This window comes from Corallococcus sp. NCSPR001 (assembly GCF_017309135.1).
In the GTDB taxonomy this organism is placed as follows: domain Bacteria; phylum Myxococcota; class Myxococcia; order Myxococcales; family Myxococcaceae; genus Corallococcus.
This window is the reverse complement of the sequence record NZ_JAFIMS010000002.1, coordinates 8,146,154-8,160,043: the sequence shown is the minus strand read 5'-3', so window position 1 is coordinate 8,160,043 and position 13,890 is coordinate 8,146,154. Positions and strand designations below refer to the sequence as shown.

The following is a 13,890-nucleotide window of genomic DNA, read 5'->3' as shown; positions in this document are numbered from 1 at the left end:
CACGAGCGTGCGGTGTGGCTTCTCAGGGGGCGGTCGCCCTCAACTCCACGAGCTTCCGCAATACGGAGGGGCGCCGGGGATGATCCGCGGGCGCGAACGTCAGGAAACGCTCGTAGCTGCGCGTGCTCTCCGGGACCTGGTTCATCTTCGCCAGGACGTCCCCCTGTAGCAGGTGACACTCGGGCTCGCGGGGCAGCCGTGACACGCATTGGCTCGCGGCGTCGAGCGCCTCCTTCAACTGACCTCGCGTCAGGTGCATCAGGACGGCGCTTCGGGCGGACTCCAGGTCCGCTTCGTTGGCGGGCGTGGACTCCAGCGGCTTGCGCAAGGGCAGGGCCGCCAGGCGCTCCGAGACCGCGCCTCGCCGGAGGTCCGTGGTGGGCGTGTTCTGCAAGAAGGCCCGGTAGTGGAGCGCGCTCTTGTCGAAGGCACGGAGCCGTTCGTAGGTGAGCCCCGCCGCCAGCCGGCAGTCCGCGTTGTCCGGTACGGCGTCCACGCAGGTCTGGACCAGCTTCGCCGCCCGGGCCAGCTCCTTGTTGCTCTTGTTCAGGCGGTACACGTCATCGAGCAGGGAGCGCACCCGGGTCTCACTCCACGCAAGGGCTGCCGGGGGCGAGGGCGGAGGCTCCGGAGTCACTCCCGCATCCACCTCCACGGGCTCCTCCGGTGCTGGGGCTGGCTCCGATACCGTCGTCGCCAGGGGCGGCACGAGGGCGCTCTCCGCTCGCGGGGCTTCCGGTGCGTGGCGGAACCGGGTCCACCAGACGCCTCCGCCCAGCGCGAGCAGCGCCGCGCTCCCCACCGCGAGCCACACCCAGGGCCGGCGGGAGCGGCGGACCGGCGCGATCTCCGCCGTGGGCACATCCGGCGCTTCCTCCTCCTGGGACTCGCGCGTGACGACGACCGGCGCGGGGGACGGCCGGGGCGTCTGGATGGCCCGGAGGTGGGGGACGGTGGGGAGCTGATCCCGCGTCACGGGGTTCCGCCAGGCCTTGAGCTCCGCCAGGAAGTCGTCCGGGACCGCCAGCTCCCGGCCTTCGTTCAGCAGGTCTCCCCGGAACAGCACCCGCAGCAGGTGCGCCAGGCTCAACGACGAGAAGCGCGGATGATTCGCATACAGGAACCCCGCCAGCGCGTCCCCGAAAGCGTGACTGGTGGCGAAGCGCCGCGCCGGATCCGGATTCAGCGCCTGGAGGACGATGTGGTTGAGCGCCTCCGGCAGGTCCGGCCGCAGCTGGCTCAACGGTGGAATCTCGCCGTGAGCAATCTTCATCATCACGACATGCGGCGGGCCATCCACGGGCAGCCGGCCGCACAGCAACTCATACAGCACGACGCCCGTGGCCCAGACGTCCGTGCGCGCATCCACGTCCTCTCCGCGCGCCTGCTCCGGGGAGAAGAAGAGGTACTTGCCCTTCACGACTCCCGGCGCGGTCTTGAAGCCGCGCTGTAGCTGCGCCTTGGCGATGCCGAAGTCGACGATCTTGACCTGGCCCTCGTAGCTGACGAGCACGTTGTCCGGAGAGATGTCGCGGTGGACGATGCCCAGCGGCTTGCCGCTGCTGTCCGTGCGCGAATGCGCGTAGTGCAGGCCCCGGCACATCTCCATCGCGATGAAGACCGCGACCGGGATGGGCAGTGCGGGCAGCCCGCTCTTCATCGCGCGCTTGAGCACCTTGTCGAGCGGCTTGCCGTCGACGAACTCCATGGCGAGGAAGTACTCGCCCTCCACCTGCCCGAAGTCGAAGACCTGCGCGACGTTGCCATGCGACAGCGTGGCGGAGATGCGCGCCTCGCTGATGAACATGGAGATGAAGGCCTCATCATCCGCGTACTCCGGGAGGACCTTCTTGATGAGCACCGGCTTGGTGACTCCCGCCGCGCCTACCAACTGGGCATGCCACGTCTCCGCCATGCCGCCCCGGCCCAGCCAGGACACCAGCTCATACCTTCCGAAGGTGTCCCCCGCGTCGAGCGCCATGAGACGTCTACCTTAGCCCCAGAATCCTGGGACCACCGAATAGACGTCTCCGCGTCTGTCCAACCCCGTGTGTAGGTTGGAACCTCACCCCGGTCAGGGTGACGTCTTCTCGGTCCCGGCGGCGAGCGTGACGTACAGGCGGCCCAGCTCGGTCAGCTCTCCAGACGCGCCCAGCAGGTTGATGGCGGGGATTTCATTGTTGCGCCCGGAGAACCACGCGTAGCGCTCGATGGCGGGCTCCGACTCCAGGTAGCCAATGGCATCCACCATGTACTTCTTCTGCACGTCCACGGTGATTTCGTTGTGCGGCCGGTCGCCGCAGGCGAACTCCGTCAGCCAGAGGGGCTTGTTGTACTTCTTGAACTGCCCCACGTACCACTTGAGCGCGCTCAGGTCGCACGCGTACCAGTGGATGGCAATGGCATCCACCTGACAGTCGGCGCAGGCCTTGAAGAAGGCATCCAGGTACACCACCGGGTCGCCGAAGGTGACGCCGTCCTCGGACACGCAGTCGCCGCAGTAGTTCACCGCGGGGGACACCAGCTTGAGCCCCTTGCGGCGGGCCACCTCCTCCAGCACGGGCCAGAGCGCCGCGGCCTGGCGGGGCGTCTTGTTCGCCTGTGATTTGAAGTTGGGCTCGTTGAACCCCAGCAGGTATTGCGCGCCCGCGGGAATCTCCGACTCGAGCTGGGCCACCGTGGGCGTGCCGCCCCAGGCCATGGGCACGAAGGAGACCTTCTGCGAAACGTAGACGCTGGCCGCGCCGCTCTCCGGCTTGGGCGACCAGTTGTACCACCAGCTCATCCCCGGGGAGAGCGCCTTCAGGTCCTCCGCCGAGTGATAGCCATACCCGAGGCCCCGCTTCGCGCTCTTCGCCACGCCGGGGGCCGGATCATCCGGTTTGGAGGGCCCTCCGGCCGCGGGGTCGCACCCCACGAGCGGCGACAGAAGGACGGCCAGGGACAGCGCGACGGGGAGCCGGAGGAGGTGGCGCATGGCCCATCACTCTACGCCCTGGCGTCAAATCACGGTGCCAGCCGGGGCACGAGGCGCGGCTCGCCCACTTCGCGCCACCACGGCGTCACACCCTCCACGCGCGAGGGCTCCAGGCTCCGGCCCAGGCCCGGCGTGAAGAGGCGCACCTGCTGCTCCGTGGCCAGCTTCACCAGCGTCTCCACGGGCTCGTCCCACGCGTGCAGCGCCAGGTTGAAGGTGCCCCAGTGCACCGGCATCAGCGTGCCGCCGCCCAGCATCGCGTGCGCCTTGAGCGCGTTCTCCGGGCCCAGGTGGATGGCGCCCCAGCTCGGATGGAAGGCGCCCACCTCCAGCATCACCAGGTCGAAGGGGCCGCACCTACGGCCAATCTCCTCGAACTCCGTCGTGAGGCCGGTGTCGCCGCTGAAGAACAGCCGGTGCTTGTCCGTGGTGAGCACCCAGGAGGCCCACAGCGTCTTGTTGCGGTCGCCCAGGCCCCGGCCGGAGAAGTGCTGCGAGGGCGTGGCGCGAAACGCCACCGGGCCCACGCGGTGCTCTTCCCACCAGTCCAGCTCGGTGATGAGCTCCGGGGCCACGCCGAAGGCCTCCAGGTGGCGGCCCACGCCCAGCGCGGTGACGAAGGGCACGCGCCGCTTCGCCAGGGACTGGATGGTGCCGCGGCACAGGTGGTCGAAGTGGTCGTGTGACACCAGCACCGCGTCCAGGTCCGGCAGCGCCTCCAGCGGCACGGGCGTGGCGTGGAAGCGCTTGGGGCCCGCGAAGGACACGGGCGAGGCCCGGTCGCCGAAGACGGGGTCGGTCAGCACGCGCGCCCCGTCCACCTCCAGCAGCATCGTGCTGTGGCCCAGCCAGGTGACGCGCAGGCCGGTGTCCGGCGCGCGCGCCCAGGCGCCGCGCGGATCCTCCACCGGCAGCGGCGCGGGCGGCGTGCGCTGCGTGCCGCCGAAGAAGTACTCGCCCAAGAGGGGCAGCGCGTTCCCCTGGAGGCCAGGCCCCACGGGGGCGGTGTTGCGGAAGCCGTGACCCTCGAACTGACGGGAGGCCCGGCTGCGTTCGAGGCGGAGTCCCGCGCTGCGCGCGCTGTCGCTGACGGTGGGCATGAGGCGCTTACTAACACCCACGCCTCCGCCCGGCACGGTCACCCGCCTGGAGCCCAGGCGGGGAAGCCTCCCCGCGCCTACTGTGCGTCTTCCGGCGCCACGCAGGTGTTGCTGAGCGCGCTGGACCAGAGCTGCGCGTTCAGCGTGTCGTCATAGGCGCTGAAGTAGACGCGGCCGCCCAGGCGGAAGAACTCGCGCGGGTAGGAGGAGCCTCCCTGCGCGGGCGCGGCGATGTCCTTGAGGCGGCGCGTCCCGGCCGCCGAGCCGTTGCTCACCCAGGGCTCGATTCCCGCCGGGGTCTCATAGGCGCTGAAGAAGACCAGGTTGTCCGCCGCCGCGTACACCGGCGAGCTGTACTCGTCCGACAGGCTGAGCGGCCGGCGCAGCAGCGTGGTTCCCCCGGCGGTGCCGTTCGTCACCCACAGCTGCGTGTCGCGCGGCGCGGGGCCGTCACTGCCGATGGCCACCGAGAAGTACAGCTTCGTGCCGCCCGGTGCCTGACTCACGGCGTCGATGGAGGGGAACGCCGGGCCCTGCGATGCGTAGTCATTGGGCAGGGTGACCACGGGCTCCGGGTTTCCGCCGGTGAGCGGCACGCGGTAGACGACCATGTACTGGGTGCTGAAGGACGTGGTCGTGACGTAGGCGTACGGGCCCAGCGCGCCCAGCACGCGCATGGAGCGCGTGGGGCCGAAGGACGCCAGCCGCAGCGTGCCGCCCGCCGTTCCATCCGTCTTCCACAGCTCCTGCAAGCCGCTGCCCTCCTCCAGCTTGAAGAGGGTGAGCGCGCCAACGGTGCGCACGTCGTTGAGGTAGGTGTCGGGGCCCGCGTCCAGCCGCTTCAGTGGGAAGGTGCCCCCGGCGGTGCCGTCCGTGCGCCACAAGGAGGTGGCGCCCTGCGGCTCGCGCACGAAGAACAGCAGCGCGTTGCCCTGCTTCGCGTCCAGGTAGCTCACCTCCACGCTCGTGCCGAAGTCGCGCACGCGCACCGTGCCCGCGGCGGTGCCGTCCGAGCGCCACAGCTCATGGCGCGTGGTGGACGCCGTGGCGTCGTACGTCTCCTTGAAGAAGACCAGCGTGGCGCCGGACGCCGCCAGGTGCGTCAGGTACGAGTTCTCCACGCCCGGCGTCAGGTCCTTCACCATCCGGGTGCCGGCCGTCGTCCCGTCGCTCACCCACAGCTCGAGCCCGTGCGCCGCGTCCGGTGCCTGGAAGAAGAGCCGCTCCGGCGTGGCGGTGAGCCCCGACAGGAACGGCGTCTCAGGGCCCTGCGTCGGCGGGAAGAACCGCACCTCCGTGGTGCCCGCGTCCGTGCCGGTGCTCCGCCACAGGCCGCGGCGGCCATCCTCGCCGTTCACCGCGAAGTGCAGCGCCCCCTTGAAGTCCACGAAGCTGCCCGGCCCCATCGCGAAGCGCGGGATGCCCAGCTCCGAAGGCGGAAGAATCGTCTTCACCCGCTGGGTGCCCGCGGCGGTGGGGAGGCAGAGGCCCTCCGCTGTCACTTCTGGCGCCAAGGTGGGTTCCTGTGCGAGCCCCGCCTCCGTCTGCTCTTCGGGAAGCGCCCCGCCGCAGCCCACCCCCACCACCAGCAAGGACAACACCCACCCGCCGCGCCAACCCATGCCACACCCCTTCAAAAAGGCCTGGGAGGGAGGGTGTGTCGCGCAAGGGGTTGCGCCAAGTGGCCCCGGGTCGTGACGTGCTCGCCTGCCTGGACCGACGCGGTGTACGGCGGGGCCGCGCGCGGCGTGACCGGTATACTGCGCGGCCTCATGAAGACGGACTCGTTGAAGGCGCAGCTCAAGCGCACGTTGCGGCGCGACCTGTGGATCGCCGTCGCTCCGGCGACGCTGCTCATCGCGGTGGCGTTCGCGGTGACGTTCTATTTCGTCAAGCCCGCGCCGCCCAAGACGCTGGTGATGGCGCTGGCGCCGGAAGAGGGCGGCTTCAACTACATGGCGAAGCGCTACCAGAAGTTCCTCGCGCAGCACGGGGTGACGCTGGAGCTGCGCAACACGAAGGGCTCCGTGGGCAGCGTGGCGCTGCTGAACGCGGAGGACAGCGGGGTGGACATCGCCTTCGCGCAGAGCGGCACCACCGGCGGCAAGGGGCAGGAGGTGCCGGAGCGCGTGCTGTCGCTGGGGAGCCTCTCCTACGTGCCGCTGTGGGTCTTCTACCGGGGCGAACCCGTGGACGACGTGCGCGGCCTGCGGGGCAAGCGCATCGCGGTGGGGCCCGAGGAGAGCGGCACGCGCGCGCTGGCGATGACGCTGCTCCAGGCGAACAAGGCGGACGCGGCGCCCACGGAGTTGCTGCCGCTGGACCGGGACGCCGCCATCGACGCGCTGACGCAGGGCAAGGTGGACGCGGTGTTCCTGGTGTCGCCCGCGGAGTCGCCGCGCATCCAGAAGCTGGCGGCGGTGAAGGACGTGCGGCTCCTGAGCTTCAAGCGCGCGGAGGCCTACACGCGCCGCTACCCGTACCTGTCGCGCCACGTGCTGCCGCAGGGCGTGTTCGACTTCGCGAAGAACGTGCCGGACGAGGACGTGGTGCTGCTCGCGCCCAACGCGCTCCTGCTGGCGAAGGACTCGCTGCACCCGGCGCTCGCGTATCTGCTGATGCGCGCGGCCAGCGACATCCACGGCACGGCGGGCATCCTGGACAAGACGGGCGAGTTCCCCGCGCCGCTCGCGGCGGGCTTCGCCCTGAGCAGCGAGGCGAAGCGCTACTACGCGACGGGCGTTCCGCTCCTGCAGCGCTACCTGCCGTTCTGGGCGGCGAACCTGGTGGACCGGCTGTGGGTGATGCTGGTGCCCATCATCGCGGTGGTGGTGCCGCTGGGGCGCGCGGTGCCCGCGGTGTTCCTGTGGCGGGTGCGCTCGCGCATCCACCGGTGGTACGCGCGGCTGAAGGAGATTGAAATCCAGCTGGAGGAGGACCCGGACCAGGAGCTGCTCCAGGACATGCTCAAGCGGCTGGAGGAGGCCGAGCGCGAGGTGAACCGCATCGCCGTGCCGCTCGCCTACGCGGAGAACCTGTACTTCTTCCGCGAGCACGTGGACGTCGTGCGCCGCCGGCTCACCCGCAGGCTGGCGGGCGCGCCCGAGCACAAGGAAGGACACCCGCTGCACGTCACCGCGTGATTCAGGAGGCGGTCTCGCGGCGGCCCGGGCCTCGGGCCGCCAGCGGAGCCTTCAGGGGGCCAGGCCGAGCAGCTCGCGGATCTGCCGGGCCATGGCGATCTCCGACTCGTGCACGTGGCCGTCACCGGCGATGAGCGCGTGGACCGCGTCGAGGACGGCCTTGGGGTCCTCGCGCAGCAGGCCCAGGTTCGGCGGCGGGAGCGGATGGCCCTCCTGGAGGCAGCGGGTGAGGACGCTGAGCTCCGTCAGGGGCACGCTGAAGCCGCGCGCGGTGTCGATGATGGAGTCAATCTCCTCGCGGGTGACGCGGTCGTCGCTGGTGGCCACCTGGAGCAGGAGCTTGATGACCTCGATGTGGAACTGGGCTTCAGGGGGCAGCGGGGCGGCCATGTGGGTTGCATCCTCCAAGGATGTCCAGGCTGACCTGCCAGGGGGGGAGCCGTCCAGCCCGACGTCACCGCCTCGTCGGAGAGCGGAAAGGCGGGTGGGTGGGGGAGGGGCCTCCAGCCCCGGGTCTCCTCCGTGTCATGCTTGGGATGGATGGCATTGCCGGGGGAGGCATTCCGCATGGGTAGGGCCTTGCGATTCACGTCACGTGAGGAGTCGATCCAGCGCGAGCTGCTGACGGACCTGATCGACGTGGGCAGTTACAAGGACATCCACGACGTCCTGGAGACGCGCGTCCTCCAGCTGTGCAGGGCGGACCACTTCGCGCTGGGCTGCGCCAACCTGGATGGCTCCGTGGGGCTCCAGTGGACGAGCCGCACGACGATGCCCCTGCTCAAGCATTACTCCGAATGGGTGACGCAGGACTTCGTCTTCCAGGCCACCCTCGCGCGGCCCAACCTCGTGTTGAACACGGCGCAGATGCTCCAGGGGCAGAAGCTGGACGCCATGGAGACCCGGCAGCGCAGCGTGGAGGCGGGGCTGGACCTGCGGCACGTCATGGCGACGCTGCTCATTGAAGAGCAGCAGGGGCTCAAGGGCGGGCTCGCGGTGTACAGCGAGGCCTCGCGGCCCTTCCCGGCGCGCAGCCAGCAGCTGTTGCAGCAACTGGTGCCCGCCATCCACCGCGCGGTCGGCCGGGTGCAGCGGCTCCATGCCCAGGGATTGGAGCTGGACCTGCTCAAGGCCGGCGCCGTCGAGTCCGGGGCCCTGCTGGTGCTGACGCCCTGGGGCCGGGAGATGGTCCGGACGAACGCGGCCACGCGGCTGTTGGAGAAGTGGTTCACGCGCTCGGAGTTGACGCCGCGGGGGATTCCCATGGCGTGGGTGAAGCGCGTGGAGGCGTTGTCGCGCGTGAGGGGGATGTTCCCTCCGGACCTGCTCAAGGATGAGATGGAGAAGGACGGCGAGCAATTGCAGATGACGTTCTCGCTCTCCACCATCCTCTGGGCGGGCAATCCCCTGTGGCAGGTCCGCATCGTCGAGCGTCCGCACTGGCTGCGCGAGGACTGGCTGCGATTGCTGTCGCCCGAGGAGCGCAAGGTGGCGGATGGCCTCTACCTGGGCCTGTCGAACCAGGACATCGCGCGCCAGATGAAGAAGTCGGTGCAGACGGTGAAGGACCAGGTGAAGGCCATCTACCGGAAGACCGGGACGCAGAGCCGGGGCCGGGACCGGGCCCGCATGAAGTTCCTCACCGAGGGCCGTCGCGCGTAGCCGCCGGCCACGCCCCCGACATCCCTCTTTGGGGGGATGGGCCCTGTTTCCCCCCTCGTAATACTTGATGGGTATTGCAAACGGGGGTCGTACCCATGGGCAAGGCACGGAAGTTCCTGTCGCGTGAGCAGGCGTTGGTCGCGGAGTTGAAGGAGGCGCTGGGCAACGCCCGGACGCTCGAGGATGTCTACGAGGCCCTGTCCCGGGCGCTGCTCTCGCTCTGCGAGGCGGACCACCTGGCGGTGGGCTGCGCGAATCCGGATGGGACGGCGGGGTTGCAGTGGAGGACGGACACCGTCCACCCCCTCCTCAAGGATTACGCGGAGTGGGTGCAGGAGGATTTCGTCTTCCGCGCCACGGTGGTGCAGCCCAACCGGGTGCTCAGCGATGTCCAGATGCTGCGGGGGCAGTCGCTGGTGGAGACGGAGACCTTCCGGCGCAGCCAGGGCGCGGGGCTGAAGCTCAAGCGCGTGCTGGCGTCGCTCCTCTTCACGGAGCAGGACCTGAAGGGCGGCATCGCGATGTACCGCGAGTCCTCCCGGCCCTTCACGCTCCGGGCGCAGTGGTTCCTGCAGCAGATCATCCCGTACATCTCCCGCGCGGTGGCGCGACTCCAGGAACTCTACGCCATCCGCTTCGAAAGGGATTTGCTCAAGGCCATCGCGATGGGCGCGAGCCCGGTGCTGGTGCTCAACAGCCTGGGGCGGAAGGTGGTGGACACGGGGCCGGCCATCCCGCTGCTGGAGCGGTGGTTTCCGTCCCACGACTTGAGCGACGGGGTGCCCCGCGCCTGGGCGGAGCGGGTGAGGGCGCTGGCCCGCTTCGATGGCGCGGCGGATCCTCGGCTGGAGTCCCTCACGCTGGAGCGCGGCGCGGACCGGCTGGACGTGACGTTCGGCCCCTCCGCCGTCAACTGGGGAGGCCGCGCACTGTGGCAGGTGCGGATGCACGAGCGGGTCCACTGGCTGCGCCCGGACTGGAAGGAGAAGCTCACCGCGCAGGAGTCACGCGTGGCGGACTGTCTTCACGAGGGCCTGGCGAACAAGGAGATCTCCTCCCGGCTCGGGTGCTCCGTGGAGACGGTGAAGGTCCACATCAAGTCGCTGTTCGAGAAGACCGGCATCCACAGCCGCGGGGAGTTCGTCGCCAAGGGCCGCCGTGCGTAGCGGTCGGCCTCAGGCGGAGCGCCGTCCGGGCTGCTTCCGGGGGAAGGCCATCATCATCCGGCGCTGGGGGGACCGCAGGAGGCGCAGCGGCGTTGCGCGCGTCGTCGGCGGCGGCCGGGAGGGAAGCGGCATCGGCCTGGCGGACGGGGCAGGAGCGTGCGCGCCTGTGAGCAGCTCACGCAGCTGACGCTGCATCTCCAGTCCCGACGCGTTCGTCCGGCCGCTACGGAAGAGCAGCATCTGGATGGCCTGGAGGACGACGGTGGGCGACGTGCGCAGCATGCCCAGGTTGGGCGGGGGCAGGGGCCAGCCCTCGCGGACGCACCGGCAGAGGATGGTGATGTCCAGCTCGGCCACGCCCAGCGTCCGCGCCGTGGCGACCGCGTGGGCGAACTCCACCGGGTCCACGTCGTTGTCGCGGGTGATGAACTGGAACAGCGTCTTGACGACCTCGACGTTCAGCTTCGCTTCCGAAGGCGCCGCGGGGGGCCTCCGGGGCTCCGCGCCGAGGGGCAGGAGCGGCGCCTCGTCGTGCGCCGCCTGCTGCTCCAGGACTTCGTCCACCATGCTCATCAAGTCGACCATCTGAGTAACCCCCCGCTTCCTTGCGGCCCGCACACGGCAATACGTCGCGGGTCTCAAAGAGGATTTGTTGAGAGGAATTCAAGGTGGATCGCCCCCAGGGCGATTGCGGGTGGCGAGCTCCCGCTTTCCAGAAACCGGAGCATGTCTGTTCAATCCCTGGATGGCTTTCCAGAAACCGGAGCATGTCTGTCCAATCCCTGGATGGGCCCCGGTGTTACCTGGCAACCCCCCGTTCGAGGGGGTGGGCCCGGGTCCCGGTCATGTCATGCTTGAGGAGTAGGAAAACGCAGGGAGGGAGGTACCCACCATGGGCACGGTCTTGATGTTCACGTCGCGCGAGCTGCGGCTGATCCGGGAAATGGAGAAACGCCTGCGCAATGTCCGGACCTTCGAGGACATCTACGCGGCCATCCAGCAGGTGATGGAGTGCATCTGTCGGGCGGACCACCTCGCGGTGGGGTTCACCCACGCGGATGGCTCTCGGGGCTTGGAGTGGGTCGCGCCGACCGTTCAGCCCCTGCTCGCGGGGTACTCGCCGTGGGCACCCCGGTGCTTCGTGTACCAGTACGCGCTGGACCGGCCCAACAAGGCCGCAAGGGAGCCCCAGATGCTCGCGGGGCGCCCCCTGGAAAGCACCGAGACCTACGAGCGCAGCCGGGCGGCCGGTTTGAAGCTGCGGCACGTGCTGGCCACCCTGCTCTTCGAGACCCGGCGGAAGTTCAAGGGCGGCCTTGCGATGTATAGGGACACCGCCCGGGCCTTCACGGATCGGGACGAGGCACTGCTCCAAGCGTTCATTCCTCTCATCAACGACGCGGTGTCCACCGTCCAATACATCGAGGCCAAGGGATTCAAGGCGGACCTCCTGGCGGCGCTGTCCATGGAGTCGTGGCCCGGAATGGTCCTGAACGCCGTGGGACGCCGTATCGAGGAGACGGGCACCTCCCGGGCCGTGGTGAACCAGTGGTTCAGACCCAACGAGCTCAGCCATGACGTCCCGAAGGAGTGGGTTCAGTACGTGAAGTGGCTTTCGAGCCTGGACGGTCTCCTGCTTCCTACCGAGAAGCCTTTCGCGGACAGGAAGCGGGGCCTCAACACCTTAAAGGTGAGCTTCAGGGCCTCCACCGTTCTGCGCCCGGGATGCACGCTGTGGGAGGTGCGCATCCGCGAAGAACTGCACTGGATGCGGGAGGATTGGTCCCGGAAGTTGTCTCCCCGGCAGATCCAGGTGGCGGACCTGATGAAGAAGGGGGCGCGTGACGAGGACATCGCCCAGGACCTCAATCTCAAGCTCAATACGGCGAAGGAACACGCGAAAGCGGTCTATCGGAAGACCGGCGCAGAGGGACGGCTGGACCTTGTCACCCGAGGCCAGCGCTCAGAGTGAGCGGGCGAAGAAGTCGCGCAGGTGGCGGGCGTAGCCTTCGGGGTCCTTCTGGGCGTACTCGCCGTGCCCCGCTTGGGGCACCAGCCACAGTTCGCGGGGCTCGCAGGCGGCGCGGTAGAGGCGGCCGTCCAGCTTCTGGGGGCCGTCCGGGTCGCTGCCGCCGTTGATGAGCAGCAGCGGCCGGCCCTCCAGGCGGCACATGCCGTCCACGGGGCGCACCGCGTCCACGTCGATGCCGGACCGGCGCAGCCCCCACAACACCGCCCAGGTGCTCAGGCCGTAGTGGGAGCCCATGTCCTTCGCCAGGTCCGGGAACGCACCGGCCGCCGCCACCGCCTTCACCCGCGCGTCCTCCTGCGCCACCAGCAGCGCCGTCGTCCCGCCCATGGAGAACCCGAACAGGCCCACGCGTCCCGGGGTGACGTCCGGCCTTGCCCGCACGAAGGCCAGGGCCGCGCGCACGTCCTCGCGCTCGCTGTCGCCCCAGCCCACCGCGTCGCCTTCGCTCTCGCCCTGGCCATGCAAGTCGAAGAGCAGCACGCCGTGCCCCGCCTCCGACAGCACCTTCGCTTCGAAGAGCAGGCGCGTGCGGTTGTCCGCGAAGCCGTGCACCAGCACCACCGCCGTCCCGTCGCGCGACGGGACGTACCACCCCTGGAGCTTGCGCCCCGCGGCCTCGAAGGACACGTCCTCCATGCCCGGCAGCGCGTCCGGGCCGGAGGGCCGCGTCACCGGGATGCGCGCCGGGTGCACCAGCGCCTGGGCCGTGCGCGGGCCTCGCGCCGCCGTGAACCCGCCCGTGCCCAGCGCGCCCAGGGCGAGCCCCAGCGCGGTGATGCGGCCCCAGCGGACGCGGTACTTCTTCGTGGACACGGTCAGCTCCGGACGGGGCCGCTCCCCGCGCGCCAGCGCTCGACGAGGTTCGTCACGGCGGCCCCCCAGTCGGGGTACTCGAAGGTGAAGCCCGCGTCCAGCAGCCGCCCGGGCACCACGCGGCGGCTCTTGAGCAAGAGCTCCGTGTCCGTGCGCATGAAGAACGCGCCCACCTCCAGCATCCACTTCGCCGCCGGCAGCCCCACGCTCACGTGCGCCGCCTCGCGCAGCTTCGCCATCAGCTCGCGCTGGGGCAGCGGGTTCGGCGCGGCCAGGTTCACCGGCCCGTCCAGGTCGTCGCGCTCCAGCAGCAACTGCACCGCGCGCACGAAGTCCCGGTGGTGGATCCACGACACGTACTGCCGCCCGCTCCCCGCGGGGCCGCCCAGCCCCCGGCGCGTTAGGCCCAGGAGCACGTCGAAGATGCCCTCCCGGTCCGGGCTCATCACCATGGCCGTGCGCAGCGCGACCTTTCGCGTGTAGGGCGTGTCTGCCTCCGCCAGCGTGCGCTCCCACGCCTGCGCGATGTCGATGCTGCGCTTCCAGTACGCGGGCACCCCCGGCTCGCTCCCGCCAATGATGCCGGTGGCCTCGTCGTTGGGCGCGTCCAGCCGGTGCGCGTACAGCGTCGCGGTGCTCATCTGCAGCCACACGCGCGGCGGCTTCGCGGCCTGCTGGATGGCCTGGCCCACCACCCGCGTGGAGTCCACCCGCGAGTCCATCATCTGGCGCAGGTTCTCCTCCGTGTAGCGGCAGTTCACGCTGCGCCCCGCCAGGTTGATGACCGCGTCGGCGCCGTCCACCTCCTTCGCCCAGTCACCCAGGGTGCGCCCGTCCCAGGACACCGTGCGCGCCTCGCCACGGCCTCCCCGGCTGATGAGGACGACGTCATCCCCCCTCGCGGTGAACGCCCGCGCCAGCAGGGCGCCCACCTGCCCCGTGCCACCCGGAATCACGACCTTCATGGACGAAACCCCCTCACGTGATGCAACGCCCG

At 69.9% G+C, this 13,890-nt stretch carries 12 protein-coding genes; 4 read left to right on the top strand and 8 right to left on the bottom strand.

The features are described from left to right. Positions 1-22 precede the first annotated feature (22 nt). From JYJ93_RS34725 to JYJ93_RS34710, 4 genes are all read right to left on the bottom strand, one after another. Positions 23-1,981, bottom strand: coding sequence for a serine/threonine-protein kinase (locus JYJ93_RS34725; protein WP_206798804.1), 1,959 nt, complete (start codon positions 1,979-1,981; stop codon positions 23-25). Positions 1,982-2,074: 93 nt separating this feature from the next. Next, positions 2,075-2,977, bottom strand: a complete 903-nt coding sequence (locus tag JYJ93_RS34720) for a glycoside hydrolase family protein (protein WP_206798803.1) — start codon at positions 2,975-2,977, stop codon at positions 2,075-2,077. 29 nt (positions 2,978-3,006) lie between these two features. Then, the gene (locus tag JYJ93_RS34715) at positions 3,007-4,077 is read right to left on the bottom strand and encodes an MBL fold metallo-hydrolase (RefSeq protein ID WP_206798802.1); all 1,071 of its coding nucleotides are present in this window, start codon (positions 4,075-4,077) and stop codon (positions 3,007-3,009) included. Between the two features lie 77 nt (positions 4,078-4,154). Then, positions 4,155-5,699, bottom strand: coding sequence for an ELWxxDGT repeat protein (locus JYJ93_RS34710; protein WP_206798801.1), 1,545 nt, complete (start codon positions 5,697-5,699; stop codon positions 4,155-4,157). Between the two features lie 150 nt (positions 5,700-5,849). Here JYJ93_RS34710 and JYJ93_RS34705 point away from each other — a divergent pair, with 150 nt between their 5' ends. Next, positions 5,850-7,220 (top strand): TAXI family TRAP transporter solute-binding subunit, encoded by a 1,371-nt coding sequence (locus JYJ93_RS34705; RefSeq protein ID WP_206800605.1) that lies wholly within the window; start codon positions 5,850-5,852, stop codon positions 7,218-7,220. A 51-nt stretch (positions 7,221-7,271) separates the two neighbouring features. Here JYJ93_RS34705 and JYJ93_RS34700 read toward each other — a convergent pair whose 3' ends face one another. After that, on the bottom strand, positions 7,272-7,610 hold the full coding sequence (locus JYJ93_RS34700) for a TerB family tellurite resistance protein (RefSeq protein ID WP_206798800.1): 339 nt from the start codon (positions 7,608-7,610) through the stop codon (positions 7,272-7,274). A gap of 189 nt (positions 7,611-7,799) precedes the next feature. Here JYJ93_RS34700 and JYJ93_RS34695 point away from each other — a divergent pair, with 189 nt between their 5' ends. Both JYJ93_RS34695 and JYJ93_RS34690 read left to right on the top strand, forming a co-directional pair. Beyond that, positions 7,800-8,882, top strand: coding sequence for a LuxR C-terminal-related transcriptional regulator (locus tag JYJ93_RS34695; RefSeq protein WP_206798799.1), 1,083 nt, complete (start codon positions 7,800-7,802; stop codon positions 8,880-8,882). A 95-nt stretch (positions 8,883-8,977) separates the two neighbouring features. Further along, complete coding sequence (locus JYJ93_RS34690) at positions 8,978-10,048, top strand: helix-turn-helix transcriptional regulator (protein ID WP_206798798.1); 1,071 nt, start codon at positions 8,978-8,980, stop codon at positions 10,046-10,048. A 9-nt stretch (positions 10,049-10,057) separates the two neighbouring features. Here JYJ93_RS34690 and JYJ93_RS34685 read toward each other — a convergent pair whose 3' ends face one another. Continuing rightward, positions 10,058-10,615, bottom strand: coding sequence for a hypothetical protein (locus JYJ93_RS34685; protein ID WP_206798797.1), 558 nt, complete (start codon positions 10,613-10,615; stop codon positions 10,058-10,060). Between the two features lie 325 nt (positions 10,616-10,940). Between JYJ93_RS34685 and JYJ93_RS34680 the strand changes: the two genes are divergently transcribed. Beyond that, complete coding sequence (locus tag JYJ93_RS34680) at positions 10,941-12,020, top strand: helix-turn-helix transcriptional regulator (protein WP_206798796.1); 1,080 nt, start codon at positions 10,941-10,943, stop codon at positions 12,018-12,020. Here the strand turns inward: JYJ93_RS34680 and JYJ93_RS34675 are convergent. Both JYJ93_RS34675 and JYJ93_RS34670 read right to left on the bottom strand, forming a co-directional pair. Further along, positions 12,012-12,893 carry an alpha/beta fold hydrolase gene (locus tag JYJ93_RS34675; protein WP_206798795.1) on the bottom strand — a complete coding sequence of 294 codons (882 nt, stop codon included), beginning with the start codon at positions 12,891-12,893 and terminating at the stop codon, positions 12,012-12,014. The genes JYJ93_RS34680 and JYJ93_RS34675 overlap by 9 nt on opposite strands. A 2-nt stretch (positions 12,894-12,895) precedes the next feature. Beyond that, positions 12,896-13,858 carry a TIGR01777 family oxidoreductase gene (locus JYJ93_RS34670; protein WP_206798794.1) on the bottom strand — a complete coding sequence of 321 codons (963 nt, stop codon included), beginning with the start codon at positions 13,856-13,858 and terminating at the stop codon, positions 12,896-12,898. Positions 13,859-13,890: the final 32 nt, after the last annotated feature.